The sequence below is a fragment of the Myxococcaceae bacterium JPH2 genome (genome assembly GCA_016458225.1).
GTDB lineage: Bacteria > Myxococcota > Myxococcia > Myxococcales > Myxococcaceae > Citreicoccus.
In genome coordinates this window covers 144972-170296 of record JAEMGR010000001.1, presented here as the reverse complement: position 1 = coordinate 170296, position 25325 = coordinate 144972, and the positions used below count along the sequence as shown (strand labels likewise).

The 25325-nt window shown below is 69.2% G+C and carries 23 protein-coding genes; 15 read left to right on the top strand and 8 right to left on the bottom strand.

The window, feature by feature from the left end; all coding sequences use genetic code 11:
• Positions 1-47: 47 nt before the first annotated feature.
• Complete coding sequence (locus tag JGU66_00760; protein ID MBJ6759271.1) at positions 48-1805, top strand: AAA family ATPase; 1758 nt, start codon at positions 48-50, stop codon at positions 1803-1805.
• A gap of 5 nt (positions 1806-1810) precedes the next feature.
• On the opposite strand, the gene JGU66_00755 is transcribed toward JGU66_00760, so the two are convergent.
• The 4 genes from JGU66_00755 to JGU66_00740 form a co-directional block, all read right to left on the bottom strand.
• Positions 1811-2941 carry a L,D-transpeptidase family protein gene (locus JGU66_00755; GenBank protein ID MBJ6759270.1) on the bottom strand — a complete coding sequence of 377 codons (1131 nt, stop codon included), beginning with the start codon at positions 2939-2941 and terminating at the stop codon, positions 1811-1813.
• A 67-nt stretch (positions 2942-3008) separates the two neighbouring features.
• The gene (locus JGU66_00750) at positions 3009-4937 is read right to left on the bottom strand and encodes a LysM peptidoglycan-binding domain-containing protein (GenBank protein MBJ6759269.1); all 1929 of its coding nucleotides are present in this window, start codon (positions 4935-4937) and stop codon (positions 3009-3011) included.
• Between the two features lie 122 nt (positions 4938-5059).
• Positions 5060-6619, bottom strand: coding sequence for a cytochrome C (locus tag JGU66_00745; protein MBJ6759268.1), 1560 nt, complete (start codon positions 6617-6619; stop codon positions 5060-5062).
• Complete coding sequence (locus tag JGU66_00740) at positions 6619-7002, bottom strand: response regulator (protein ID MBJ6759267.1); 384 nt, start codon at positions 7000-7002, stop codon at positions 6619-6621. Before JGU66_00740 ends, JGU66_00745 begins: the two co-directional genes overlap by 1 nt.
• Before the next feature lie 139 nt (positions 7003-7141).
• Between JGU66_00740 and JGU66_00735 the strand changes: the two genes are divergently transcribed.
• From JGU66_00735 to JGU66_00695, 9 genes are all read left to right on the top strand, one after another.
• Entirely contained in the window at positions 7142-8770 is a 1629-nt protein-coding gene (locus JGU66_00735; GenBank protein ID MBJ6759266.1) for a mechanosensitive ion channel, read from the top strand.
• Positions 8771-8892: 122 nt separating this feature from the next.
• Entirely contained in the window at positions 8893-9456 is a 564-nt protein-coding gene (locus tag JGU66_00730; GenBank protein MBJ6759265.1) for a hypothetical protein, read from the top strand.
• 4 nt (positions 9457-9460) lie between these two features.
• Positions 9461-10291, top strand: coding sequence for a hypothetical protein (locus tag JGU66_00725; protein MBJ6759264.1), 831 nt, complete (start codon positions 9461-9463; stop codon positions 10289-10291).
• A 13-nt stretch (positions 10292-10304) separates the two neighbouring features.
• Positions 10305-10916 carry a penicillin-binding protein activator LpoB gene (lpoB, locus tag JGU66_00720; protein MBJ6759263.1) on the top strand — a complete coding sequence of 204 codons (612 nt, stop codon included), beginning with the start codon at positions 10305-10307 and terminating at the stop codon, positions 10914-10916.
• A gap of 17 nt (positions 10917-10933) precedes the next feature.
• A complete protein-coding gene (locus JGU66_00715; GenBank protein MBJ6759262.1) occupies positions 10934-12187 on the top strand; it encodes a hypothetical protein in 1254 nt (417 codons plus the stop codon).
• Between the two features lie 30 nt (positions 12188-12217).
• The gene (locus tag JGU66_00710; GenBank protein ID MBJ6759261.1) at positions 12218-12976 is read left to right on the top strand and encodes a ZIP family metal transporter; all 759 of its coding nucleotides are present in this window, start codon (positions 12218-12220) and stop codon (positions 12974-12976) included.
• Between the two features lie 137 nt (positions 12977-13113).
• Entirely contained in the window at positions 13114-13548 is a 435-nt protein-coding gene (locus JGU66_00705) for a CBS domain-containing protein (protein ID MBJ6759260.1), read from the top strand.
• Between the two features lie 93 nt (positions 13549-13641).
• The gene (locus tag JGU66_00700; GenBank protein ID MBJ6759259.1) at positions 13642-14469 is read left to right on the top strand and encodes a class I SAM-dependent methyltransferase; all 828 of its coding nucleotides are present in this window, start codon (positions 13642-13644) and stop codon (positions 14467-14469) included.
• 381 nt (positions 14470-14850) lie between these two features.
• Positions 14851-16578, top strand: a complete 1728-nt coding sequence (locus JGU66_00695) for a sigma-54-dependent Fis family transcriptional regulator (GenBank protein ID MBJ6759258.1) — start codon at positions 14851-14853, stop codon at positions 16576-16578.
• A gap of 13 nt (positions 16579-16591) precedes the next feature.
• Here JGU66_00695 and JGU66_00690 read toward each other — a convergent pair whose 3' ends face one another.
• The 4 genes from JGU66_00690 to JGU66_00675 all read right to left on the bottom strand — a co-directional run bounded on the left by JGU66_00690 (position 16592) and on the right by JGU66_00675 (position 20282).
• Positions 16592-17086, bottom strand: a complete 495-nt coding sequence (locus tag JGU66_00690) for a GDYXXLXY domain-containing protein (protein MBJ6759257.1) — start codon at positions 17084-17086, stop codon at positions 16592-16594.
• Complete coding sequence (locus JGU66_00685) at positions 17086-18204, bottom strand: DUF4401 domain-containing protein (GenBank protein MBJ6759256.1); 1119 nt, start codon at positions 18202-18204, stop codon at positions 17086-17088. Before JGU66_00685 ends, JGU66_00690 begins: the two co-directional genes overlap by 1 nt.
• A 1-nt stretch (position 18205) precedes the next feature.
• Positions 18206-19219, bottom strand: coding sequence for a DUF2157 domain-containing protein (locus JGU66_00680; protein ID MBJ6759255.1), 1014 nt, complete (start codon positions 19217-19219; stop codon positions 18206-18208).
• 91 nt (positions 19220-19310) lie between these two features.
• A complete protein-coding gene (locus tag JGU66_00675; GenBank protein ID MBJ6759254.1) occupies positions 19311-20282 on the bottom strand; it encodes an alpha/beta fold hydrolase in 972 nt (323 codons plus the stop codon).
• A gap of 116 nt (positions 20283-20398) precedes the next feature.
• Here JGU66_00675 and JGU66_00670 point away from each other — a divergent pair, with 116 nt between their 5' ends.
• Genes JGU66_00670 through JGU66_00650 form a run of 5 tightly spaced genes read left to right on the top strand, consistent with a single transcriptional unit; the run spans position 20399 to position 25325 of the window.
• A complete protein-coding gene (locus tag JGU66_00670) occupies positions 20399-21388 on the top strand; it encodes an AAA family ATPase (GenBank protein MBJ6759253.1) in 990 nt (329 codons plus the stop codon).
• Between the two features lie 38 nt (positions 21389-21426).
• Complete coding sequence (locus JGU66_00665) at positions 21427-22308, top strand: DUF58 domain-containing protein (GenBank protein ID MBJ6759252.1); 882 nt, start codon at positions 21427-21429, stop codon at positions 22306-22308.
• Complete coding sequence (locus JGU66_00660) at positions 22305-23288, top strand: hypothetical protein (protein ID MBJ6759251.1); 984 nt, start codon at positions 22305-22307, stop codon at positions 23286-23288. Before JGU66_00665 ends, JGU66_00660 begins: the two co-directional genes overlap by 4 nt.
• Positions 23257-24273, top strand: a complete 1017-nt coding sequence (locus JGU66_00655) for a VWA domain-containing protein (protein ID MBJ6759250.1) — start codon at positions 23257-23259, stop codon at positions 24271-24273. The genes JGU66_00660 and JGU66_00655 overlap by 32 nt, the downstream gene beginning before the upstream one ends.
• The gene (locus tag JGU66_00650; GenBank protein ID MBJ6759249.1) at positions 24270-25325 is read left to right on the top strand and encodes a VWA domain-containing protein; all 1056 of its coding nucleotides are present in this window, start codon (positions 24270-24272) and stop codon (positions 25323-25325) included. Before JGU66_00655 ends, JGU66_00650 begins: the two co-directional genes overlap by 4 nt.

Below are 25325 nucleotides of genomic sequence, written 5' to 3'. Positions count from 1 at the left end.
TGGGCGCGCAGACTCCCCTGGGGGGAGTTCATGGAAGGGGTGTGCCCGTGACGAAGGTGCGCAAGGTGAACAAGGCGGATCCGCTGGCGGATCTGCCCAGGTGGGCGCAGCAACTCGCTCGCAAGTACTACACGAAGACGGTCAGCACCTTCCTGCTCTACGGCGCGGTGCGAGACCTCCAGCCGCTGATGCTGGAGGACGGTGGCCGTGGCTTCGGCACGCTCAAGACGTTCCTCTCCGAGGAACTCTTTGGTGGGCGCGACCACGTCCTCTTCTACGACCGCTCGTCCGGCATCCGCTCCGCCTCGCCCGAGACGCAGAAGGACCTGCAGCGGGCCATGGCCGGTTACGACGCGATGTACGGCACGGACTTCTCCAAGGTGCTGCCGCGCGATCCAGGCCGCGCGCTGCAGATTCTGGAGAACTACCTGCGCATGCGGTTGAGCGAGGGCCGGTCGATGGCGCTCATCATCGACTTCGCGGAGACGCTGGTGCCCGGTGGCGAGATGAGCCACTTGTCCGCCGAGGACCGCTTCGTCGTGGCCACGCTCGACAAGTGGGCGCATGACCCGCAGCTCCTGGCGGGAGACGTGTCCGTGGTGCTGCTGGCCGAGAACCTGGCGGACATGTCGCCGCGTATCAGCCGCAACCCGTACGTGGCGCCCATCGAACTGCCGCTGCCCACCGAGGAAGAGCGCCTGGACTACGTGCGCTCCAAGCTGGAGGGCAAGCGCCTCCAGTCGCTCTCGGATGTGCCGCTGGCCGGACTGGCGAAGATGACGGCGGGTCTGTCCCGCATCAACCTCGACCGCATCCTCACCGAGGCGCTCGAGCGCGAGGTGCGCATCACGCCGGAGCTGTTGAAGGAGAAGAAGAAGGAGATGATCCAGGCGGAGTGCCATGGCCTCCTGGAATTCATCGAGCCGGCGCACACGCTCGACGCGGTGGCGGGCCATGGCCGCGCCAAGCAGATGCTGCGGCAGGCCGCCCAGGCCCTGAAGAAGGGACGCCTGGAGGTGATGCCCATGGGCTACCTGCTGAGCGGCCCCGTGGGGACGGGCAAGACGTTCATGGTGAGCTGCTTCGCCGGGGAGATTGGCATCCCGGTGGTGAAGTTCCTGAACTTCCGAAGCCAGTGGCAGGGCGTCACCGAGGCCAACCTGGAGAAGATCTTCAACCTGCTCAAGGCCCTGTGGCCCGTGGCGGTGATGATCGACGAGGCGGACACGTTCCTCGGCAACCGCGACTCGGGTGGGGACTCGGGCACGAGCAGCCGCATCTTCGGCTCCATCGCGTCCTTCATGGGCAACACCCAGTACCGCGGCAAGATCGTCTGGTTCCTCATGACGGCGCGACCCGACCTGCTGCCCATCGACCTCAAGCGCCAGGGCCGCGCCGAGGAGCACATCGCGCTCTTCTATCCGCAGACCGATGCGGAGCGAGACGACCTCTTCAAGGTGATGAGCAAGAAGACGGGCGTGTCGGTGGAGGGCATCGAGTCGTTCTCGTCCTTCATCCCGAAAGAGGTGCGTGCCTTCAGCGGCGCGGACATCGAAGCGGTGATGGTCCGCTCGAAGTTCCATGCACTCGCGGATGGCCGCGAGCAGGTGACGCAGGACGACCTCAAGGCCGTGCTCGCGGACTTCGTGCCGCCCAGCTATCCGCTGGAGATCGAACTCCAGAACCTGGTGGCCGTGCAGGAGTGCACCAGCCGCGAGCTGCTCCCGGAGAACTTCCGCTCCTTGGACCGAGACTTCATCAGCCGTCGCGTCCGTGAGTTGAAGATGCTCCTGGAAGAGCAGTAGGCGCCTCACGACACGGACACGGGGACGCCGAGGTTCGGGTCGTCCACCGTCTCCACGACAGCCACGCGGTCACCGACCGAGAGCGCGTCGTACATCGCGACGATGTGCTCGTTGTCGTGGCGAACGCACCCGTGTGACACGTCCCCGCCGAGCAGGGCGGGGGCGCTCGTTCCATGCAGCTCCTCCCCCGAGTGGCCACCGTTGGCCCACGACAGGTCGAGGATGCGCACGCCGAACACGTGGCGGTCGTTCCACAGGCGCGCGCCCGCGGCTTCAGCCGCCACTTGATCCAACTTCGCGCGCACGACCTTGAGTCCGCGGTGCGTGGGCGTGGCCACGGTCCCCGCTGCGTTGGGGAAGATGTCCAGCAGCCTCCCCTCGGGGTCGAACAGGAACGTGCGGTGTTCGCGCAAGGCCACCACGATGCGCACGGGCTGGCCTTCGTAGAGGGGGATCGGCACGTGGCGGGATTGCCCACGCGTACCTCGGGCCGGAGCGAGCGCGTCGAGCGCGCGCAACGTGGCGGTATCCAGCACGCCCGTGGAGCGCACGTCGGGGAACTTCGAGCGCGCGTGGACCTGGAAGTTGCGCAGTGCGCGAGTCGTATCCGGGCCATGGATGCCGTCCGCACCACTCAGCAGCGCGAAGCCCATGTCCAGCAGCGCTGCCTGCACGGCGCGCAATCCCTCGCCGCGAGAACCCGGCCCTAGCACCCGTCCTCCCGCTGCCACGTCCGCGAGCTGCGGCAGTCCCGTGAAGCGAGCGTGTGCGAGCGGCGCGGCGATAGGGGAGGGGAGCCCCGCCGCGCGCGGCGCGTCGAGAAGCTCGAGGAGGGACCGCGCCTGTGTCGAGCTGCGCGATGCATCGAGAGGCGCGGTGCTGAGCGGAGGCTGCTGCGGAATTCGCGGTGCTTCGTGCGGCGCGATGACGGAGAGGCGAGGTGTCCGTCCTCGGGGCGCGCTGACTTCCGCTGCGCGAGACGGAGTGGCCTCCGACGTCTTCTTGTCGGGACGGGCATCCCGTGAACTGGAGTCGCTTCGAGAGGGGATGGCGCCCGGAGCAGGCTCGGTCGACGCCGGTGCGTCTGTGAAGCCCGTCGGAGACGGAGCGGTGATGCGCGAGAGCGAGGTGAGCATGCCCCCGCCCACTGCAAGGACGTGACCCAGCCTCGGCGCTGAACCACGTCCTGTCTCGCCGCGCTGCCTACTCCGCGCTCAAGTGCAGCAGCTTCCCGGTGGGCACCGTGCGGTGGTCCTTGATGTGGTTCCACCGCATGATGTCCTCCACCGTCACGCCGTACCGCTGCGACACGGACCAGAGCGTCTCGCCCTCGGCGAGCGTGTGCACCTTCTTGTTGCCGTTCTGAGGCGCCTGGCTGGCCACGTTGGACGCCACCACGACGGTGCCCGTGCTCGTGGCGGCCTTCGCCACGGTCGTGCCCTGGGGCTGGGCCTGCGGGGACCAGATGTAGAGCTGGGTGCCCACGGACAGCGTCCGGTTGCGACGCGGCAGGTTGTTCCACTTCTTCAGGTCGTCCACCGACACCTGGAAGCGGTTGGCGATGAGCCAGAGGCTGTCGCCGTCCGCCACGCCGTACGTCACGCGGGACTTGCCGTTGATGGTCTCGGTCTTCATGGGGCCCACGGCGACGGGACCCTTGGGCGTACCGGCGGGCACCTCGTCCTCGGGCCGCGTCGCCACCACGCCGCTGCGCCGCGCTTGAGCCACCTTGTTGGCCAGCGCGCCGCCCGCGTCGCCACTTCCGCCTCGGCCCGTGGGGACGGGAATCACCAGCTCCGTGTTGAGCTTCAGGGTGCGCATGCCCTTCAGCCGATTCATCTGCAGGATGGCCTCGGGCGCGCTGCCGTACTTCAAGGCGATTTGAGACAGCGTGTCGCCGCGCTTCACCTTGTGCACGCGATACGTCAGGCGCTCGATGGGCGACAGCCGCTGGATGTTCTCCGCGAAGCGAGGCCCGGTGCCCTTGGGGAGCCGGAGCATGTAGGGCTGCTTCGTGCTCGTGGGCGGCGTGCACCAGCGGCGCAGCTCAGGGTTGAGGTCCTGCACGTCCTTCACGCTCACGCCCGCGGCGCGCGCCACCACGTCCAGGTCCGTGGCGTCCGGCAGCTTCACCTCGTCGTACTCCAGCGCGGACTCGTACTCGAACTCCTCCTCAGAGAAGCCGAACGCGGTGGGGTTCTTCGCGACGAGCGCCGCGGCGATGAGCTTGGGCACGTAGTGCTTCGTCTCCTTCGCCAGGCCCTTCTCCTCGGAGATGGCCCAGAAGTCGTTCGTGCCCAGGCGCTCCATCATCCGGCGCACGCGCCCGGAGCCCGTGTTGTAGCCGGCCCACGCCAGGTACCAGTGGCCCAGCTCGCCGTAGAGGTCCTTCAGGTACTGCGCCGCCGCGCGCGTGGCCTTGACGGGGTCCCGGCGCTCATCCACCCAGAAGTCCTGGCGCAGGCCGTACTGCTTGCCCGTGCTGGAGATGAACTGCCACGGCCCCGCCGCGTGCGCCCACGAGTAGGCATTGGTCGAGAAGCCGCTCTCGATCATCGACAGGTACACGAGGTCCCGCGGCAGGCCCTCCTTCTCCAGGATGGGCTGCATCACCGGCAGGTAACGCGTGGAGCGAGACATCCACTTGCAGAACCAACGCCGGCCCGGGCCCTGGAAGAACTCGATGTACTGCGCCACCAGCGGCTGCATCTCCACCGGGATGTCGTAGCGGTCCTTCACCTGCCCGACGTCGAAGCGCGAGAGGTCGGTGATGAGCGGCAGGTCCGGAGGCGTGTCGTCCTCGCGGAAGGTGGCCTCCTCCAACGCGTCCAGCATCCGCATGCGCAGCGGGTTGGCCAGGCCCAGCCGGCGCAGGGACTGCATCACCTCGGCGCTCGGACGCGCGCCTGGATCCAGCGAGGCGCCTTCCAACGCGCGCAGCTCTTCCATCTCCGCGGACTCGGACTCGACCTCTTCGCTCTCGCTCGCGGATTCGGGGTCCAGCTCCTCCGCCTGCGGTGCGGCCACGGCGGGCGCCTCCACCGCGTGCGGGCCCGGAGGCGGTAACGGCGCTCCGGCCTCCAAGGGAGGAACCGAGGCCAGGGCGAGCATGAGCAGGCAGAGAGGCGACATGAGAGCGCTGAGAATAAGGGCCTAGAAGCAGGCGAAGGCCGCAGTATTCGCGCTTTTTCTTGACAGTCAAACTACGAGTCGCCGGGTATGCCTGGGGTGCGGACGCTCCGTGTGCGCAGGCGTCAGGGCGTGGACGGGCGCTTCGCTGGCTGGCCGACGTCCAGGGGCTTTCCGTGTCCCGGGCCCAGGATGCGCGGCAGGTACGTGGCGAAGTCGAAGTGCGGCGAGTTCTCCGGGTTGTGGCAGGTGAGGCACGTCTCGCGTCCCGGCGTGGCCACGATGGTGGTGGGCCCCGGATTCTCCACGTGCAGCGAGCCAGGACCGTGGCAGCTCTCGCAGCCCACGTTCTCGCGGCCCATCACCTTGTCGAGTCGGCACACGCCGCCAGGGCGCTGCCAGCCCGTGACATGACAGCCCACGCAGTTCAGGTGGTACTGCTTGCCCGCCTGCTCCAGCGTCCCCCACGCGTGGCTGTGCAGGGTCTTCTCCCAGACGGCGTAGGCCTCCACGTGGCACTCGCGGCACGTCTGGGTGCCGACGAACGCGGCCTGGCCTTGCTGCGGCGCGGGGCACTCCTCGCCGTGCTCCTTCGCCCAGGCGAGGTTCATCTTCCCCACGTCCGAGTCGTAGGTCGTCACCAGGGCCTGCGCGGTGGGCGCGGTGGGGAGGCTCGGGTCCAGCGGCAGGAAGCGCAGCGTGAAGCCGTTGCCCTCGGCGCTGGGGATGGGCGGCGCAGTGAGCAGGGCCTGCTTGCGCTGCGCCAGCTCATCGCGCTTGGCCTGCTTGAGCGCCTTCAATCGTGGATCCACGCCGGGCAGGTTGATGTCCTTGTCCAACAGCGCCATCCGCTGCTCCAGCGCGGATACCTCGCGGTCCGTGTCGTCCTGCGAGTGCAGCGGAGTGAAGGGCCCGCGCGTGGGCGCATACGTGAGGTCGATGCGCAGCAGTGAGCGGCCCTTGCTCTGGAGCGCCACCACGGGCACGGCGGCGCGCACGCGCTTGTTCTCCTCGCCGCTGAACTCCGAAGCCGTGTGCGTGGCCACGACAACGTTCGCCACGAGCCCGGGCTGCTCCGCCGCGGCCTGGGCGACCTCCAGGGTGGTGTGCAGCAGGCCCACCACGAAGTCCGCTCCCTCGCCGCGAGCGCGGGCACTCAACGCCACCAACTGCTCCGCGGAGGTCGCGGACACCACGCCCACCTTCCGAGCCCCAGCGTCGAGCAGCTTCACCTGTCCGGCCGGCAGCTCGGGCAGGTGCAGCGATTGACGGAAGGCCGCGCCGCGCGCGTCATCGAGTTCGCCCACCGCGCGCACGGACAGGCCCATCAGCTTCATGGCCTCCGCCAGCGCGCGCGCCTTGCGCTCTTCCTGGGGCACCTGTCCCGGAGGGAACGAGGGCTCGCCGAAGAGGCTGTCGCCTCCGTCCACGTAGAGGACCGGGAGGGAGCCCGCGCGCGCGTCCAGGATCTGCTGGGCCGCGCGACCGATACCGCCGCGCATGTTCTCACTGCACCCGCAGGGCCCCAGATAGCCCCGCATGTCCGCGGACAGGAAGAGGATGGCCCCGGTCGCGTCGCGGGCGGGCGCGGTGCTCTTGGGTTCGGACTCGGTGGGCTTCGGTTCCTTGCGCGTGCAGGCCGGAAGCACCGCGAGCAGCAGCGCCGCGAGGACCGAGGCGCGCATCACCAGAGGATGCTCTGCACCAGTTCGTCAATCTTCTCGCCCATCGCCTCCAGGCCATTCACCTTGGACAGCGAGCCATCCGCGCCGACCTGCTCGGCCAGCTTGGACAGCTCGTCATCGGGGAGGCTGGAGAACAGGACGATGGGGATGTCCTGCGTGCCGTATTCGTTCTTGAGGGTGCGGCAGATGTCCGTGCCCTTGGCCTCGGGCATGTGGATGTCCGTGAGGATGAGGTCCGGGCGCCAGCTCTGCAGCGTCTTCTCGAACTCCATCAGGGTCGACGTGGCGACGACCTCGTAGCCCCGCGCCTCGAGGACGGCCTTCTCCATCGCGAGGGTTATCTCGCTGTCGTCAATCAGGAGGATTCTTCGCTTCTCGGACACGGCACCCTTCCTTGCCCTCGGGTTCTAGCCTACCGAAACCCGGTGCACCAATGTCTTTCCCGTCCGCCTGGCCGCCCCTGGTGGGAGCAGCGCCATCTTTGACAGGCAAGACAGGTGAAAAGGAGTAAGGAAGTTCGTCATGACGCACCGTTCCCGCACGGGCTTGGCGGCCCTCCTCGTCGCGTGGACCTTGGCGTGGGCTTTCCGCGCCGGGGCGCTCGATGCCGGCCTGGGGGCTGTGCCCACCGGAGTCGAGCGGCAGAACCCCCATGACGCCGTGCAGGGCTTCCTGGAGGCCGCGCACCGGGGCGACTACACCCGGGCCGCCTTCTACCTGGACCTCGACTTCCTGCCCCGGACCGAGCAGTCCACGCGCGGCTTCCAGCTCGCCCGCCGGCTGAAGTTCGTGCTGGACCGCAAGCTGCCGGTGGACCTGTCCAGCCTGTCCAAGGCTCCGGAAGGGGACCCCGCGGACCCACGCTTCGACTCGCTGGGCGCGCTGCCGCTGAAGGGCGCCACGGTTCCCATTCGCCTCCAGCGCGTGGCGTCGGATGTCGGGCCCGTCTGGGTGTTCAGTGAATCCACCGTGAAGACAGTGGACGCGCTGTTCGATGAATACGGCCCGCTGTTCGCCGAGACCTTGCCGCCGCTGTTCTTCGAGGGCACCTGGCTGGGGCTCGAGCCATGGCAGTGGTTGGGGTTGTTGGTGACGGTGCTGGGCGGCCTGGCGCTGTCGTTGGTGCTGGAGCGATTGGTGCTCGCGCTGGGGCTGCGGGTGGCTCGCTGGACGCGCATCGAGTGGGATGACGAGCTGGTGGCCGCGGGCGCAGGTCCGCTGCGGCTGCCGTTCTTCGCGGGCCTGCTGGCGGTGGGCACGTCCTTCCTCTTGTTGCCGCGCCCGGTCCAGTTGCTGTGCGACCGGGTGAGCTACTCGCTCGTCATCATCGCCGTCGCGTGGTTCATCCTTCGCTTCCTGCGCGTGTCGGAGGACTTCGTGCAGGGGCGCGTGACGTCGGAGACCGGCGACGTGGGGCGGGCCCGCTCGCTGCGCACGCAACTGGCCGTGCTGCGCCGTGTCTTCGAGGTCGCCACCTACGTGGTGGGAGCAGCGCTGCTGCTCATGCAGTTCGAGGTGGTGCGCAACGTCGGCGTCTCGCTGCTGGCCTCCGCCGGAATCGCCGGCCTCGTCATCGGTCTGGCGGCGCAGAAGTCCATCTCCACGCTGCTGGCCGGCATCCAGCTCTCCATCACCCAGCCCATCCGTATCGGGGACCAGGTCGTCATCGAGGGTGAGTTCGGCACCGTGGAGGAAATCACCCTGACCTACGTCGTCCTCCGCATCTGGGACCAACGGCGCATGGTCATCCCCATCACCCAGTTCCTCGACAAGCCCTTCCAGAACTGGAGCAAGGCGTCCCCCGAGATGCTGGGCGTCGTCACGCTCCAGGTGGATTATTACGCGGACATTGATGCGCTGCGGGTGGAGTTGCGGCGCATCCTGGAGAACGAGGCGCGGCACGTGTGGGACGGCCGCGTGCAGACGCTGGTGGTGCTGGAGGTGCAGGACAAGACGCTGACCATCCGCGCGCTCGTCAGCGCGGCCAATCCGGACCGGGTGAGCGAGCTGCGCTTCCTGGTCCGAGAGCGGATGGTCGTCTACCTGCGCTCCCGGCCACAGTGGCTGCCCACCACGCGCACCGAGACGCGGCCCGCCCAGCCGCTCCCTGAGCCGGCGCCGGTGCCTCCCTCGGCGGGGCCTCGGGACTGACGGGAGGGGCAGGGCGTGCACGAGCCGCTTGCGCCCTTGTTCGCGGCGCGTTGAATATCCCGCCGTGCCGCGCCGTCCATGCGCGCCGTGAAGTCGCACCCACTGCTTCGGGAGTCCAAGAGATGAAGCGTCATGCCAGGTTGTGCGGAGCCCTCGCGCTGCTGGCCGCCGCCGTGCCACTGACCGCCGGGGCCCAGTCCCGCGGCCGGACCGACGGGCCCGAGGAGTCCGAGTACGGCAAGGGCGGGTACGGTGACAACCGCCGCGGTCTTTCCCTCCAGCTGGACTGGGGCGCGGCCATCAACTCGGTGGAGCCCCCTCGGGGCGCTCCCGAGGGTCCGCCGCTCTTCATCGGCGCCACGCTGTCGCTCTGGGGCGATGACTGGTACCAGCTCGATGCGAGCGCGGCCTACGTCTTCGACGGCGGGCGCTTCATCGGGATGATTGGCCCCACGTTCCGCACCTGGGGCTGGCCCCTGACCTTCACGGCGGGCCTCAAGGCGGGCGCCATCGTGAGCCCCAAGGGAGACGGCCTGCGCTTCGGCATCTCGCCCCAGGTCGGCGCCGAGTTCCTCCTCGGAGACGCGGACCGCATCGTGCTCGGGCTGCACTACTCCCCGGACATCCCCATCGGCGGCGACGGCGTCACCCACCGGCTGTACATGAACGTCGGATACCGGTTCTAACGCCATGATCGCCCACCTCCTCGCCGCCACCCTCGCGCTGGCCGCCGGCCAGGCTCCCCGTGCCACTCCCGCCGCGCGGGGAGGACCGCAGCCGGCCCTGCCGTTCCCCACCGGGGACGTGCAGACCTACAACATCATCCAGTGGGACCCGAACCAGCTGCCGCGCATCTACGAGCGCTCGGAGCAACTGCCCCTCTCGGACGAGGAGCTGACGAAGCTGTCCCAGGCGGGCTTCGAGCCCGCCCAGCTCGTGAAGATGATTGAAGAGCGCCGCTGCGCCTGCGACGCGAGCGCGGACGGCCTCATCCGCATGAAGAAGGCGGGCGTGGACAAGAACGTCCTGGCCGCGGTGTCGCTCCACGCGCTGCCGCCCAATCGGGCGCTCAACCTGCTGGTCACCCTCGACTTCACGGGCGAGGGCCGCACCGCGCGCGAGGCGTTCCTCTACTTCTTCGTGGATGACGGGGACCTCACCCGCGTGTTCACCGCCAACCTCCCCGAGCTGCTCCAGCGGCAGAACTCGCACGAGACGATGGTGGACCGCAGCGACATTCTCATCGCGCACACCGTGCGCCGCATCCAGCTCGCGGGCAACGTGCCGCTCAAGACGTATGGCCCGCACCGGGTGATGGTGGCCGCCAGCGCCAATCCCACGCTCACCCATCCGTCCCAGCTCACCCCTGCCGAGCGCGCGAAGTCGCAGACGTACACCTTCGACTATCCGCGAGGTTCGTTGCAGAGCCTCTGCCGGCTGACGGCCGGCTACCGCCGCGACGCGGTGCTCTCGTACAAGTGGAACTTCGAGGGCAGCCGTTTCGAATGCGAATGGAACTAGGAGTCACGTGCCCATGAACACCCGTCTGCTGTTGTCCGCCCTCGTCGCCGCCTCGCTGACTGGCTGCTATGCCGGCCCGCGCGCCTTCACGCGTGGAACCTACGAGGACCCCAACACCATCGAGATGCTGTCGGATCGCTTCAACGAGAACGACCTGCAGCTCATCGCGAAGAAGATGGCCGAGTCCCTGGCCAACTCGCCGCGCTTCGTGCAGCCGCCCGCCCCGGGCCAGGCGCTGCCCATCGTGCTGGTGGGCAAGCTGAAGAACAGCACCAGCGAGCACATCGACATGCGGTCGCTGGGGGACAAGATCCAGACGGCGCTGGCCCAGACCGGGCGCTTCGCCATCGTGGATCAGCAGGCCCGCCAGGACATCGCCGAGGAGTACGAGTATCAGCAGTCCGGCTATGTCGATCCGAACGCGGCGAAGGGCCCGGGCCATCAGGCGTCCGTGGACTTCCTGATGACGGGCGACCTGGCCTCCATCGTCCAGGAGGTCGGCCGCGACAAGCTCGTCTATTACAAGATGACGGCGAAGCTGAACGACGTGCACACCGGCACCCTCGCCTGGACGGATGAGAAGCAGATCCGCAAGAAGTTCGAGAAGCGGGGGGTGAGCTGGTAGCCCCAGCCACCACGTCGATGGACTCACTGCCCTGGACTCGCCAGCGCCCGCTGGGGCGGGGGGCGCTCGTGTTCGCGAGCCTCCTGCTCCTGAGCGGTTGTGCCACGGACTACGTCGCGCGCACGCAGGTCTCTCGCGTGGCGTACCAGTCCGAGGACTATGCCCGGGCGCTCACCGCACTGGAGACCGAGGCGCAGCACGCTCCGCCGCAGGACCGGCTGCTGCTCCTCCTCGACAAGGGCATGGTGCTGCACGCCTCCGGGCGTTGGGCGGACAGCATCGCCGCGCTCACGGAGGCGGACCGGCTGAGCGGTGAGCTGGATGCGGTGTCCGTGCGCGAGGAGACCCTGACGCTCGTGAGCAACGAGCGTCAGCGCGCCTACTCGGGGGAGGACTTCGAGAAGCTGATGATCTCCGTCCTCCAGGCCCTGAACTACGCGGAGCTGGGCCGGGATGAGGACGCGCTCGTGGAGGTGCGGCGGGTCAACGAGCGCCTGGAGAAGATGATTGTCGATGAGAAGAAGCCCTATGAGCAGCTCGCCATCGCGCGCTACTTGGGCGGCGTGCTCTGGGAGGACCAGCACGACTGGGACGCGGCTTACATCGACTACGCCAAGGCGCTCGAATTGGAGCCCCGGCTGGACACGCTCGTGGAGCCGCTGCTGCGGCTGGCGAAGAAGACCGGGCGCGACGACGTCTACGCGGAGCTGACCGCGAAGCACCCCAACGTCGTCCATCCCCCCATGGCCCCGGACGAGGCCCAGGTCGTGGTGGTGGTGGAAGCGGGCCTGTCTCCAGAGAAGACCTCCACCTCGCGCGACTACGGCGACTCGGGCGACCTCATCGAGGTGCCCGTGTACCGGGACCGCGGACGGCCGCCGCGCATCCAGGTGAAGCTGGCGGAGCAGTCCGCGAAGGCCGTGACGGTGACGTCCCTGGCGGATGTGGCCAAGGTGCACCTCAACGACCGCATTGGCCGGATGCTGGCGAAGCAGCTGGCCGGGGCCCTGGTGAAGGCGGGGCTGGCGGCGGGTGTCGGGGCGCTGACCAAGAGCAAGGAAGTGGGGATTCTGGCGTTCCTCCTGCTCAACGCGGGCAATGCGCCGGACCTGCGCTCCTGGCTGTCCCTGCCGGCCGAGTTCCAGGTGGCGCGCTTCCGAGTCCCCGCCGGCAAGCACACGGTCGAGGTGTCCTCCGGAGGGCGGGTGACCACCCATGAGGTGGAGGTCAGCCCGGGCCGCGTGGGGCTGGTGGTCGTGCGGCGCTACTGAGTTGCGATTTTGGAGTAGGGTGCGCGCCCCATGTCGTCGGTCGTTGCCGTGGTGGTCCTCTATTCCTGCATCATCGTGTGCGGCTCGCTGGCCGGCGCGACGGTGGTCATCTTCAACGAGCGGCCCACCCGGCTGGTGACGTTCCTGGCCTTCGCGGCGGGCGTCATGTTCGGGGCCGCCTTCTTCCACATGCTCCCGGAGGCGTACCATGGGGGCGGTTGGTGGGCCTTCGCCATGGTGCCGGCGGGGTTCGTCTTCGTGCTCGTGTTGGAGCGCTACCTCGTGGCGCACGCCTGCGAGGAGCCCCCGGACTGCACCGAGCACGTGCACGGCCACGCCCTGGGCCTCACGGCCTTCCTCGGGCTGTCCACGCACACGCTCTTTGACGGCATCGCGTTGGGTTCGGCGGTGAAGGAGGGCGTGGGGATGATGGCGCTCATCGCCATCACCGCGCACAAGATTCCCTCGTCGCTGTCGCTCGCTTCCATCCTCCAGTCAGAGGGCAAGAAGCGCGGCGCCATCCTCCTGTACGCGGTGATGTACGGGCTCATGGTGCCGGTGGGCGCGGCCGTGTACTTCGGCTTCGACGCGGTCTTGAAGTTCCAGTCGCTCGCGCCTCGCGCGCTCGCGTTCTCCGCGGGCACGTTCCTCTACATCGCGGTGTCGGACCTGCTGCCGCACGTCAACCGCCACGGCCGTGACAAGCCTGGACGCAACCTGGTTGCATTGGCAGCGGGGTTGCTGGTGATGCTCGCCCTCGCTCAGGTGACGGGCGGCATCGAGCACTGACGTGGGGCGGGGCGGTGGGCCCATGGAGCGCCCGTCCGCCCGGCTGGCTCCGGGCTGCGTCTGCGTGTCCCACGACGCACTCTCCCGCATGCGGGGCCGTGCCTTGCGCCCGGCCCGAACTGGGAGGCCGCACCATGCTGCTCACCGTGGGGGACTTGATGTCCCGTGACGTCGTCACGCTGGACGAGTCGGATGGCCTGCTGCGCGGGGATGACCTGCTCAAGCTCAACCACATCCGGCACCTGCCCGTGGTGAAGGATGGGAAGCTCGTGGGGCTCGTCAGCCATCGCGACCTCATCCGCGCGCTCGCGCGACGAGCGGCGAATCCCACGGGGCCCATTCTTGGCGTCGCGGACATCATGACGCGAGAGCTGGACACCGTGCGCGAGGACCTCCCGGTGCGCGATGCCATCCATCACCTGTTGGATCAACGCTTCGGCTGTCTGCTGGTGGTGGATGAGCCAGGGCAGCTGGTGGGCATCGTCACCGAGTCCGACTTCATGCGGCTCGCGGCGCGGTTGCTCGACCGCGAGGCGCATGCGGGCGCGGGAGCTTCGCCGCCGATGCACTGAGGCAGAGGCCTCTCGCGTGGTCGAAGCGGCAGCGCGCGGCGGCAAAGTCCTTGGGGATTCGCAGCGGGTGCCGGAGGATGCGCGCGCCCGCCCATGGAACGACGCAACGACTGGTACGAGCATCCGGAATATTACGAAGCCATCTTCGGCACGGACACCGAGCGCGAAGTGGACTTCCTCCTCGCGCTCAGCGCCAAGCACGGCACGGGCGGCAAGCAGTGGCTGGAGCCCGCGTGCGGCGCGGGCCGCCTCGTGGCCGCCGCCGCGGCGCGAGGACTCAAGGTCGCGGGCTACGACATCTCGGAGACGATGCTCGCCCACGCGCGCAAGCGGCTCACGCCCGCGCAGCGCCGTCGCGTGAAGCTGCGCGCCTCGCGCATGGAGTCCTTCGCCGAGCCCTCGCTGGACGGGCGCGTGGACCTGGCCCACAACCTCGTCTCCACCTTCCGCTACCTCGACAGCGAGGCCGCCGCCGTGGAGCACCTGTCCGGCACGCGCAAGCTCTTGCGGCCCGAGGGCATCTACGTGCTGGGCTTCCACCTGTCCGAGTACGAGCGCACCACGCCGGAGCATGAGCGCTGGGTGGGGCGTGTCGGCCGCGACTCGGTGGTCTGCAACACGCACGAGGGACTCCCGGACCGGCGCCTGCGCCGCTCGCCCATGCGCAACCGCCTGCGCGTCACGGGGCCGGGCAAGGACTGGCTCATCGAGACGACGTGGTTCTTCCGCACCTACGACGGCGCCCAGGCCCAGCGCCTCTTCCGCGCCTCGGGGATGCGTGTGCTGGCCACCTACGACTTCGACTACCGCATCGACGAGCCCCTGGGCCGAGGCAGCCCCCGCCTCGACCGCGTGTTCGTCCTCCAGCCGGCGCCTGACGCGGCGCTTCCTCGTCGCCCGGCGCGCCGCGCGAAGCCCTGACCCGCATTCCTCGCGGGTCCTGTTTCACTGTTGGTTCCGGTTTTGCTCGGTCCGCGCGAGCGGGGGGCGTGTCCGGGGACCCAGGGCGGCGAGAAGCGGCCCGGATGCGTGCGGCATGGACGCGGCGGCGTTCGGATGGAACGCAAGTCGCCCGTCTGTTCCATCCTGGCGCCTGGAATCTCGCGTGAATGCACGCTGGCACAAAGGCCGCATGGTGGGGCTGTGCACGCCGTGGTTGGGCGTGAACGCAGTCCTGCAGAAGCCTGAGCGCGGAAGGAGGGGCCGCTCCTTCCGCGCTCTTCATCTCCGCTACACTGCCCGGCCGGATCGGACCTGCCCCCTGAAGAGGCGTGGCACGGCGTCCGGACGGAGGTGAGTGGGATGCGAGACGAGATGGCCCAGTTGATGGCCGCGCTCAGGGATGCCAGGGACTTCGAGACGGCTGCGACCGCCACGCTGCGTCGCATGCTGGAGGTGGCCGAGGACGCCGTCGCCGCCAGCCGTTACGCGGGGCGCGCGCGCGTGCTGCGAGGCATTGTCCACCTGCGGCAAGGCGAAGTGTATCGGCGCCTCGCGGCGCTGGATGTGGGCGCGTCGGAGATTGCGGACGCGGGAGTGGGCACGCCGTTCTTCACCTCGGCGACGGCGTGGCGTGCGGTCATGGAGCACCGCAGCGCGGTGTCCATTGACGTCAACGTGGGGACGGTTCAACCCCATGCGCCGGACGCGCCGGTGACAGGAGACCCGGGGCTGGTGGGCTTCCACAGCACGGAGAGCCGGCAGCGCTTCCTCGGGCGGCACGCGTCGCACGTGTGCGTGCTGCCGCTGCGCACCCCGGGCGGCATGGCGGGGATGATCTCCCTGGAGGCGGATTGCCTGGCCGCGATGGGACAGGAGTTCGTCTGGCGCGGCGTGGGCGAGCGCCTGCAATTGCTCGGAGATGTGGCGGCGCCGTACCTCACGGGCCTGCCGCAGCGCCCGGTGGCCACGCCCCAGGTGGACGAGTTCCTGCCCGTGGTGGGCCGCTCCATGGCGGAGCTCTTGCCCATCCTTCGCGTGTTCGCGCTGCAGGACGAGACCATCCTCATCAGCGGCGCCACGGGCGCGGGCAAGTCGCGGCTGGCGCGCTGGTGCCACGAGCGCTCCAGTCGTCGGGGCAAGCCCTTCGAGACGTTGGACCTGGTGACGGTGCCGGAAGACCTTCAGATGGCCGAGCTGTTCGGCTGGAAGAAGGGGGCCTTCACGGGCGCGGTGCGCGATGCCCCGGGCAGCGTGGCGCGCTCGGAGGGCGGCACGCTGTTCATCGATGAAATCGACAAGCTGTCGCTCAAGGCGCAGGCGGGCCTGCTGCACCTCTTGGAGTCGCGCAGCTACCGGCCGCTGGGAGAGGGCACCGGAGAGCGGCTGGCGGACGTGCGCTTCATCATCGGCACGAACGCGGACCTGCACGCCGAGGTGCGCGCGGGTCGCTTCCGCGAGGACCTCTACTACCGGGTCAACGTGTTGCCGGTGCGCATGCCCGCGCTCCAGGAGCGCCAGGACGAGATTCCGATGTGGGCGCGCTACATGGTCAGTCGGCGCCATCGGGAGCGACAGCCGGAAGGACACGCGCGGCTGACGCCGGAGACCGAGCGGCTCCTCGTGGCGAGCTCGTGGCCCGGCAACCTGCGGCAGCTCGACAACATCGTTCGGCGCGCCTACACGCTCGCGATGGTGGAGCACGCGGGCGCGTCGGGTGAGCTGGTGCTGGAGGAGCGGCACGTGGCGCGGGCGCTCGACTATGAGCAGGCGCCCGCGGGCCGGCCGATTCCCGAGGCCCTTCGCGCCGCCGCGCAGGCCTTTGTCTCCGAGGCTCGGCGCCGCAACGCGCCGCTCGACCTGGACCTCGCGGACGCCTTCCGAGGACTCGTGCTGGCCATGGCCATCCGACAGGTGGGGCGCGACGAGGCCTTCCGCCTGTTGGGGCGCGAGAGCCTGGTGAAGAACCGCAACCACCACAAGGCGCTCAAGCGCGAGCTGGAGAAGGTGGACGCGCTCTACAAGGCGCTCGGTGAGGACTCCTCGCCCTTCCTGGACTTGCTCAACTCGGAGGGCGAGGAAGCCGCCTGACGCCTTCGGCGCGTCAGTGCACCGCGTCTCCCAGGGGCTTGCGGTTCTCATCCCGCAGGCCCACCAGGACGCTGGTGCCGCTGTCCGCTACGCGCAGCTCGCCGTACTTCGCGTGCTCGTAGCGGTCGGCATGGCCCTCCTGGAAGAAGAAGGCTTCGGCGCCCAGCCGCACGCGGTGGTCTCGGATGCGGTAGCGCAGGCGGAACTCTCCGGGCGCCAGGGGCACCTCCGCCGAATCGAAGCGGACGAACTGGCCCACGCCATCCGAGTCCAGGCGCAAGACGAGGTTGCCGTCACGCGGGCGGCCATCGTTGTCCCAGCCCTGGTCCGTGCTGATGGCGTAGTTGAGCCGCATGTAGTCGCCTTGCATCAGCGAGCGCGGATCCACGGGCGCGAGCCGCAGCAGCACGGGCTGGCCTCGCGCGAGCACGGCCTCCTTCTGCATCACGATGACGAGCGCGGAGACGAGCACCAGCGCCAACCCACCGAGGATGAACGGTCCACGCATCACGGCACCTCGGTCGTCAGGGAGGGGGCGCGCCGAAGCAGCAACTGCCGAGCGCCGAGCAACACGAAGCCGCTGCCCAAGAGCGCGAGCGACTTGGCGAGCAGGCTCAACTGAAGGTCGTAGTAGTACGCCGAGCCGAAGCAGAGCAGGAACACCACCGCCAGCCCGAGCGTCACGGCGTCGCGCCGGTGGAAGCCCAGCAGCAGGATGCCCACGGCGGTGATGATGCCGGGCGTATGGAGAGTCATCACGGCGAGCAGCACGAACGTCCCGATGAAGCTCCAGGCCACGAGTCCCATGGGATTCACGTCCTGTTCCACCAGGATGACCCAGCTCGTCGCGCACACCATCGCGGTCATGCCCACCGTGACGAGCACCGCCTCCGAGGGGCCCCACAGCGTTTCGTCGAGCCCCAGGGGCACGCGCCCCATGCCCCAGCCGAAGAGCAGGTACCCCGCCACGGTGCACACGAGTCCGAGGGACACGGGACGGAGCCACGGCGCCCACCTTCCGCGCGCGAGCTTCGGCTCGGAGAGGAACAGCACGAACATCAGCGCCGCGCTGACGAGCGCCATCATCGCCAGGCCCACCGCGCCAGCGGCCTCGTAGGCGAGCACGGCCGCGGCGCTCGTGATGCCCAGCGTGGACATGAAGCGCATGAGCATGTCGGGATAGAGCGCGAGCAGTCCCGCGCAGATGATGATCTGCACCGTCGCGACGACGACCTGGACCTTCGTGGCGTCATGTTCGAACAACTGCGCGCAGCCCACCTCCATGCTGATCGCGCCCGTCAGGCACAGCGCCACCGCGAGCTGCTCCAGGAACGGACCGGAGCCCGTGCGTCGCAGGAAGAGGGTGCTCACGACGAGCAGGAACCCGACGCCGCAGAGGGCCTCCTCGTTCTTGGCGAGGCCCACGCATACGAAGAAGCTGACCATGAACAGCGCGGCGATCCACGCGCCCGCGCCTATCAGGACCTTGACGAACCAGGGCGTCCCGACCTCCGCCTTTCGATGCGTGGCCATGACCTCGCGCGACCGCGTCGCGAGGTCGTCATCCACCAGCCCCTCCGCGCGCAACCGCGTGAGGACATCGTTCAAAGACATTCGCAGCGCCATGTCAGACTTCCTCCGTGGCGCCCGTGGCGCTGGCCTCGTGACGCAACCACACGACCGTCAGTCCCAGCTCGAGGATGATCAGCAGGGGCATGATGAACAGGACCACCTCTTCCGATGAACTCCAGCTCTTGCTGAGCACGTAGCCCACCGCGGTCGTCACCAAGGTCATGGCGCACACCGCGGCCACCGTGAGCATGAACAGCTCCCCGCGCAGCTTGCGGTGCAGCGCGTAGGCCGCCGCCATGCACGCGAGCACGAACAGCAGCGGCAGGCCGTTGTTCCACCCGCGATGCGAGCTATCGACGATGAATTCCACCGCGGCCCCCAGGGGCGCGGTCACGGTCATCACCGCGAGCAGCCGCGGCATCCAGCGTCCCTGAAGCCACGTCACGCCCGCGTGGGCGAAGTGCTCATGCGTGGCGCAGGCCAGGCCGTTGAGCAGCCCGAGCCCCAGCGCCAGCCAGCCGAAGGTGTGCTCGTACGTGTCCATCCGCTGCTCCCAGAAGAGCACCGAGCCCGTGTTCACCAGCCCGAGCATCAGCAGCCACAGCGGCGCGAAGCGCGAGAGCGCGACCCACGGAATGATGAGCACGCTCCAGCCGATGAACAGCTCATAGGGGTCCGCGCCCGTCTGATAAATCTGTCCGTAGACGGCGAGCAGCGGACCCACCAGCACCGCCGAAGCGAGCAGCGCCATCTGCCCGGGCAGCCGCGTCCCCAGCTTCCAGGCCGCGAGGGCCATGCCCGCGATGGCCGCGCTCACCAGGCCGAGCTTCGCGAAGCGGTGCAGGGCCGCCCAGTTGTACGCGAAGAAGTAGATGACCCCCGAGAGCACGAGCAGCGCGCCCAGCGACAGCAGCGTGCGCGCGAGGAACGTCTGCCACGCATCGCGCGGCGGAGACGACAGGGTCAGGTCCAGCGCGCGCTCACGCGCCGACGCGGAGAGCACTCCCGCGTCAGCCAGGGCGCGCAGTCGCTCGGGAGTGGCTTGCAGCTCAAGCAGGTCGTTGGGCACGGACGGCAATGTACCGGAAGCCGTGCGCGCGCCTCACGCGTCCGGCTCGCCTGACTGCTGACATTGTCTGCAACGCCCTCCGCGTGCGGGTTCAGGGCTCGGGCGAGGCCGTGCCCGAGAGGAAGGACTTCAGCTCGGGGAGCAGTACCTCGGGCCGCTCCAGATGCGGACTGTGTCCTGCGTCCACTCGGAGCAGCCGCGCCTGGGGCAGGCGCCGCGCCGCCTCCTCGGCGAGGGTCGCTGGCAGTGTCTCGTCCCGCTCCCCCCAGACCAGAAGCACGGGCGCGGCTACCTCGGCGAGCCGCTCGCGTCGATGGAAGACAGGGCCCGTCAGCGGCACCAGCGTCCCGAAGGCCCTCGCGGCCTCGGGTCTGCCTCCACGCGGGGCGAGCAGCTCATAGCCGAGCGCCCCCAGTCGCTGGCCCAGCGGCGTGGGCGGGGGCGGCAGCATCCGGTCCATGGCCCACGGGCCCAGGTTGCGCGCGAGTCGTTCTGGCCCCGCCCGGAAGAACCAGCGCGAGGCGCGGCCCATCTCGGGACCCAGCCCCATGGCGTCCACGAGCACCAGCCGGGACACGGGCAGCTTTCCTCGCAGGGCAAGCTCCAGCGCCACCAGCCCCCCCAGCGAGTGGCCCACCAGCGCCAGGGGGCCCTCGACGAGCGTCCCGAGGCCCTCCTCCACCGGCTCGGTGAAGAAGCGCAGGCCGTCCTCGGCGGTGCGGGGCGTGGCCTCCGGGGGCGTGGACTGGCCAAAGCCGGGCAGGTCCACGGCAAGGACCCGGTGCCCCCGAGCCAGGGCCGTCAGGAAGGTGAACCACATCGTGGCCGAGTGCCCGCGTCCGTGCAGGAACACCACCGGCGGTCCCTCTCCACCCTCCAGGACGCGCAGGGCGCCCCCTCCGGGCAGCCAGTGGACGCGCGGGGTGAGCGCGGGCGCGAGCTGGGCCAGGAGGCCGGCCTCGATGGGCCCCACGGGCGGTGTCCGGCCCTCGGCGCCTTGCTTCCAGGCGGGCTCCCAGCGAGGCGGAAGCGACGTCGAGCGGGGGGAGGGAGGACGGGACATGGCGCGTTCCAGGGGGACCGCCTCGCACCTTACTGGAATGTCAGGCCCTCAGCGGTGTTGAGCCCGACGCCCGGGACACCCTAGGCTGCCCGCCGCCCAGCCTTACCAGAGGGGACATGAACACCGACATCCGCGCGCTCACGGAACGCGTGCAGCAGGAAAGCAGCTTCGTCGAAGTCCTCAACCAGGAGACCGGCAAGGTCATCGTCGGGCAGCGGTACATGCTCGAGCGCATCCTCATCGGCCTGCTGTGCAACGGCCATGTGTTGCTGGAGGGCGTGCCGGGTCTCGCGAAGACGCTCACCGTTCGCACGGTGGCTGACTCGCTCAGCGCGACCTTCATGCGCGTCCAGTTCACCCCGGATCTGCTGCCCGCCGACCTGGTGGGCACGATGATCTACAACCAGCAGACGGCCGCGTTCACCGTCCGCAAGGGCCCCATCTTCGCGAACATCGTCCTCGCGGACGAAATCAACCGCGCGCCCGCCAAGGTGCAGTCCGCGCTGCTGGAGGCCATGGCCGAGCGCCAGGTCACCATCGGCGACCAGACCTTCGGGCTGCCCTCGCCCTTCCTCGTGCTGGCCACCCAGAACCCCATCGAGCAGGAGGGCACCTATCCTCTGCCCGAGGCGCAGGTCGACCGCTTCATGCTGAAGGTGAAGGTCGGCTACCCCACGCGCGACGAGGAGAAGGTCATCATGGACCGCATGTCCGGGGGCGCGATGCCTCGGGCGCAGCGGGTCATCTCCCTGGAGCACCTGGTCCGTGCGCGCGAGCTCGTCCACGCCATCTACATGGACGAGAAGGTCAAGGACTACATCCTCAACGTGGTGTTCGCCACGCGCGAGCCCAACCGCTACGGCCTCAAGGACCTGGCGGACTACATCCAGTTCGGCGCGTCGCCTCGCGCCACCATCGCGCTGGCCCAGGCCGCGCGCGCGCACGCGTTCCTGCGCCACCGCGGCTTCGTCACGCCCGAGGACGTGAAGGCCATCGCGTTCGACGTGCTCCGCCACCGCGTCGCGCTCACGTACGAGGCCGAGGCCGAGGAGCTCACTGCCGAGAAGATCATCCAGCGCGTGTTCGATCGCGTCGAAGTTCCGTGACGCGCTGACTCGCCGGCCGCACCTTCCCCGAGCGCCCCGTGCTTCCCAAGGACCTCATCCGCCGCATCCGCAAGCTGGAGCTTCGCACCCGCAAGGTGGTGTCGGACATGCTCGCGGGTCAGTACCACTCGGTCTTCAAGGGCCGAGGCATGGCCTTCTCCGAGGTGCGGCAGTACCAGCCGGGCGATGAGATCCGCGTCATCGACTGGAACGTCACCGCGAGGATGAACGAGGCCTACGTCAAGGTCTTCACCGAGGAGCGCGAGCTGACGGTGATGCTCCTCGTGGACGTGTCGGCCTCGAATGAGTTCGGCTCGAAGGACCGCACCAAGGCGGAGGTCACCGCGGAGGTGGCCGCGCAGATCGCCTTCAGCGCCATCGCCAACAACGACCGGGTGGGGCTCATCCTCTTCTCGGACCGCGTGGAGAAGGTCGTGCCGCCGCGCAAGGGTCGCACGCACGTGCTGCGGCTCGTGAGCGACATCCTCACGTTCCGTCCCGAGGGCAAGGGCACGGACCTGTCAGCGGGGCTCTCGTACCTGCGGCGCGTGGCGAAGCGAAAGGCCGTCACGTTCCTCGTGTCCGACTTCCTGGCGAAGGGCTACGAGAAGCCGCTGCGTCTCGTGGGCCGCAAGCACGACCTCGTCCCCGTCGTCATCGAGGACCCCTTGGAACAGGCCTTCCCGCGCCGGGGCCTCGTGGAGATGGAGGACCCCGAATCGGGCGAGCGCTTCATCGTGGACACCTCCGACCCGGGCGTGCGCGGTCGCTTCGCGCGCGCCATGCAGGCCGCTCGCGACGAGCGCCGTCAGCTCTTCAAGAAGCTGGAGCTGGACCACGTGGAGCTGAAGGCGGGAGACGACCACGGCAAGGCGCTCGTGCAGTTCTTCCGCGCCCGTGCTCGAAGGATGGCGGCATGACCCGGCTCTTCCTCGTCCTCGCGCTGCTGCTCGTCACCTCGCCCACGGCCCGCGCCGCGCCCGCGGGTGCGCCCACGTTGGAGGCCGTCGAACCCTCGGGCATGTCGTTGAAGCTGGAGCCCGAGGAGGTGCGCATCGGCGAGCCGTTCACGTACACCGTGACGCTCACGCACCCTCGCGACCACCGCTACGAGCTGGTGGCGCCGCAGGCAGACAGCCCCTTCGAGTTGCTCGGTCAGATGCGCGAGCGCCAGGACGGCTCGGCCTCGGCGACCACCACGTTCAGCCTGAAGATGTCCGCCTTCGAGCTGGGCTCGCAGAAGCTGCCGGACCTCGCCTTCGAGGTGGCGACTCCCGAAGGGCCGCGCACCTTCACGGCGCCGGGCAAGATGCTCCAGGTGGCCGCCACGCTGCCGCCGGACGCGGACAAGCAGGGCTCCAACCTGTTCGACTTCAAGCCGCCCACCGAAGTACCCATCCGCTCGTGGACGCTCCTGTTCGTGCTGGCGGGACTCGTGGCCGCGGGGCTCCTGGCGTGGGCGCTGGTGCGCTGGTGGCGCAACCGCCCGAAGCGCGTGACGCAGGCGCCTCCGCAGCCGCTGGATGTGCGCGTGCGCCGCTCCCTGGACATGCTGCGCGGGGAGGACCTGCCGGGGCGCGGCCAGGTGAAGGAGTTCTACTTCCGCTTGTCGGAGATCCTCCGCGGCTACCTGGGTGAGCGCTACGGGTTCGAGGCGCTGGAGTGCACGTCCTCGGAGCTGATGGCCTCGCTGCGCCGCAAGTCCACCCCGGGTCTGCCGGAGGACGCGCTGATGCGCTTCATCTCCGAGTCCGACCTGGTGAAGTACGCGCGAGCGGAGGCCACGCCGGACACCTGCCGTGGCGCGCTCGCGTTCGGCTACGAGCTGCTGGACAAGACGTACGTCCCACCCCCGCCCCCCTCCCAGACTGCCGATGCTGCCGGACCTCGCGTTCAATAACCCGGAGGTACTCCCGGCCCTGCTGCTGGTGCCGCTGCTGCTGCTCGCGGCGCTCTGGGAGCGTCGCCGCCGCGCCACGCTGCGCTTCTCCGCCGCGCACGTCTTCGCGCGCGGGGGCAAGGGCCTGCGCACGTACCTGCTGCCGCTGCTGCCCGTGCTTCGCGCGGCGGCGGTGGCCGCGGCCGTGCTCGCCATCGCCCGGCCTCAGTCGCGCGACTCGCGCGTGCGGGACCTGAGCGTGGAGGGCATCGACATCGTGGTGGCGTTGGACTTGTCCACGTCCATGGAGGCCGGTGACTTCCGTCCGCAGAATCGCCTGCACGTCGCGAAGGAAGTCCTCGGCGAGTTCATCTCCAGCCGCGTGAATGACCGCATGGGCCTGGTGGTGTTCGCGGGCGCGGCCTACACGCAGGCGCCGCTCACGCTCGACTACGGCGTGTTGAAGGAAGTCCTCAAGCAGCTGCGCACGCGCGTGCTGGAGGACGGCACCGCGATTGGTGACGCCATCGCGACCTCGCTCAACCGCCTGCGGGACTCGGAGGCGAAGAGCCGCGTGGTGGTGCTCATCACGGACGGCGACAACAACGCGGGGAAGATTTCGCCCCTGGACGCGGCGGCCATGGCCAAGTCGCTCCACGTGCCCATCTACACCATCCTCGTGGGCAAGGGCGGCAAGGTGCCCTTCCCTGGGGGCACGGACCTCTTCGGCAACACGGTGTGGCGCGAGACCGAGATCCCCATCAACCCCGAGCTGCTCCAGGACATCTCGGACCGCACGGGCGGCGAGTACTACCGCGCCACGGACCCCGAGGGCCTCAAGCGCGGACTCCAGCAGGTGCTCGATTCGCTCGAGCGCTCGAAGCTGATGGAGGGCGGCGCGAGCGCGACGTACCGCGAGGACTTCCATCCGTTCCTGCTGCTCGCGTTCGGGCTCGCCGCGCTGGAGCTGCTCTTGCGCTCCACCTTCCTGAGGGTGTTCCCGTGACCCCCGTTGGACCCTGGCACTTCACGCTGCTTGGCTATCAGGCGGGACTGGCGCAGCCGCTCTTCCTGGGCCTGTGTCTGGTGGGCCTGCTGTTGGGCGCGCTCGCGCTCGTGGCGGCGCTGCGGCGGCGCTCGCGCTTGGGCATCCTCATCAACGAGCGGCACGCGGAGCGACTCGCGCCGGGCGTCTCGGTGTGGCGCCCCGCGGCGCAGGGCGGGTTGTATGGACTGGGGCTGATGCTGTTCGGCATCGCGCTCGCGCAGCCGCAGTGCGGCTCGAAGAGTGAGCTGACCAAGCGGCGCGGCATCGACGTGGTGGTGGCGCTGGATGCCTCCAAGTCCATGCTCGCGCGCGACGTGCAGCCGAGCCGCCTGGACCGTGCGCGGCTGGAGCTGAGCACGCTGTTGGACGAGCTGAAGGGCGATCGCGTGGGGCTGGTGGTGTTCGCCGGCGATGCGTTCATCCAGTCGCCGCTCACGTCGGACTACTCGGCGGTGAAGCTGTTCCTGCGCGCGGTGGACCCCGAGATGATGCCCCAGGGCGGCACCAACGTGGGCGCGGCGCTGAAGCTGTGCAAGCAGGTGCTCGACAACGCGGACCGCGGCGCCAAGGAGCGCGTCGTGGTGCTGCTGTCGGACGGCGAGGACCTGATGGGCGAGGTCGCCGAGGCCACTGAGGCCCTGAAGGAATCCAACGTGCAGGTGCTGGCGGTGGGCGTGGGCTCGGAGTCCGGAGAGCCCATCCCCGTCTATGACCGCCGGGGCGAGTTCGTCGACTACAAGAAGGACTCCAACGGCGAGACGGTGATTACCCGGTTGGATCGCGCGGGGCTGACGGCCATCGCCGAGGCGTCCGGTGGCGCCTTCTTCTATCAGCCGCGCGGCGTGGCGATGGGGCAGGTGGTGGAGCGCATCGACCAGATGCAGAAGAGCGAGCTGGAGAGCCGGGTGACCGTTCGTTACGACGAGCGCTTTCAGACCTTCGCCATCCCGGGGCTCGTGCTGCTGGTGATGGGCATGCTGCTCATTCCGTCGCGCCGGAGGGCCTCGTGA

Excerpts from the sequence above, each read along its gene's own strand:
- lpoB (MBJ6759263.1), top strand. The coding sequence starts at position 10,305 with ATGAACACCCGTCTGCTGTTGTCCGCCCTCGTCGCCGCCTCGCTGACT.
- JGU66_00660 (MBJ6759251.1), top strand. The coding sequence starts at position 22,305 with ATGACCCGGCTCTTCCTCGTCCTCGCGCTGCTGCTCGTCACCTCGCCC.
- JGU66_00670 (MBJ6759253.1), top strand. The coding sequence starts at position 20,399 with ATGAACACCGACATCCGCGCGCTCACGGAACGCGTGCAGCAGGAAAGC.
- JGU66_00715 (MBJ6759262.1), top strand. The coding sequence starts at position 10,934 with ATGGACTCACTGCCCTGGACTCGCCAGCGCCCGCTGGGGCGGGGGGCG.
- JGU66_00690 (MBJ6759257.1), bottom strand. The coding sequence starts at position 17,086 with ATGCGTGGACCGTTCATCCTCGGTGGGTTGGCGCTGGTGCTCGTCTCC.
- JGU66_00735 (MBJ6759266.1), top strand. The coding sequence starts at position 7,142 with ATGACGCACCGTTCCCGCACGGGCTTGGCGGCCCTCCTCGTCGCGTGG.
- JGU66_00685 (MBJ6759256.1), bottom strand. The coding sequence starts at position 18,204 with ATGGCGCTGCGAATGTCTTTGAACGATGTCCTCACGCGGTTGCGCGCG.
- JGU66_00695 (MBJ6759258.1), top strand. The coding sequence starts at position 14,851 with ATGCGAGACGAGATGGCCCAGTTGATGGCCGCGCTCAGGGATGCCAGG.
- JGU66_00745 (MBJ6759268.1), bottom strand. The coding sequence starts at position 6,619 with ATGCGCGCCTCGGTCCTCGCGGCGCTGCTGCTCGCGGTGCTTCCGGCC.
- JGU66_00710 (MBJ6759261.1), top strand. The coding sequence starts at position 12,218 with ATGTCGTCGGTCGTTGCCGTGGTGGTCCTCTATTCCTGCATCATCGTG.
- JGU66_00750 (MBJ6759269.1), bottom strand. The coding sequence starts at position 4,937 with ATGTCGCCTCTCTGCCTGCTCATGCTCGCCCTGGCCTCGGTTCCTCCC.
- JGU66_00755 (MBJ6759270.1), bottom strand. The coding sequence starts at position 2,941 with ATGCTCACCTCGCTCTCGCGCATCACCGCTCCGTCTCCGACGGGCTTC.
- JGU66_00725 (MBJ6759264.1), top strand. The coding sequence starts at position 9,461 with ATGATCGCCCACCTCCTCGCCGCCACCCTCGCGCTGGCCGCCGGCCAG.
- JGU66_00700 (MBJ6759259.1), top strand. The coding sequence starts at position 13,642 with ATGGAACGACGCAACGACTGGTACGAGCATCCGGAATATTACGAAGCC.
- JGU66_00675 (MBJ6759254.1), bottom strand. The coding sequence starts at position 20,282 with ATGTCCCGTCCTCCCTCCCCCCGCTCGACGTCGCTTCCGCCTCGCTGG.
- JGU66_00730 (MBJ6759265.1), top strand. The coding sequence starts at position 8,893 with ATGAAGCGTCATGCCAGGTTGTGCGGAGCCCTCGCGCTGCTGGCCGCC.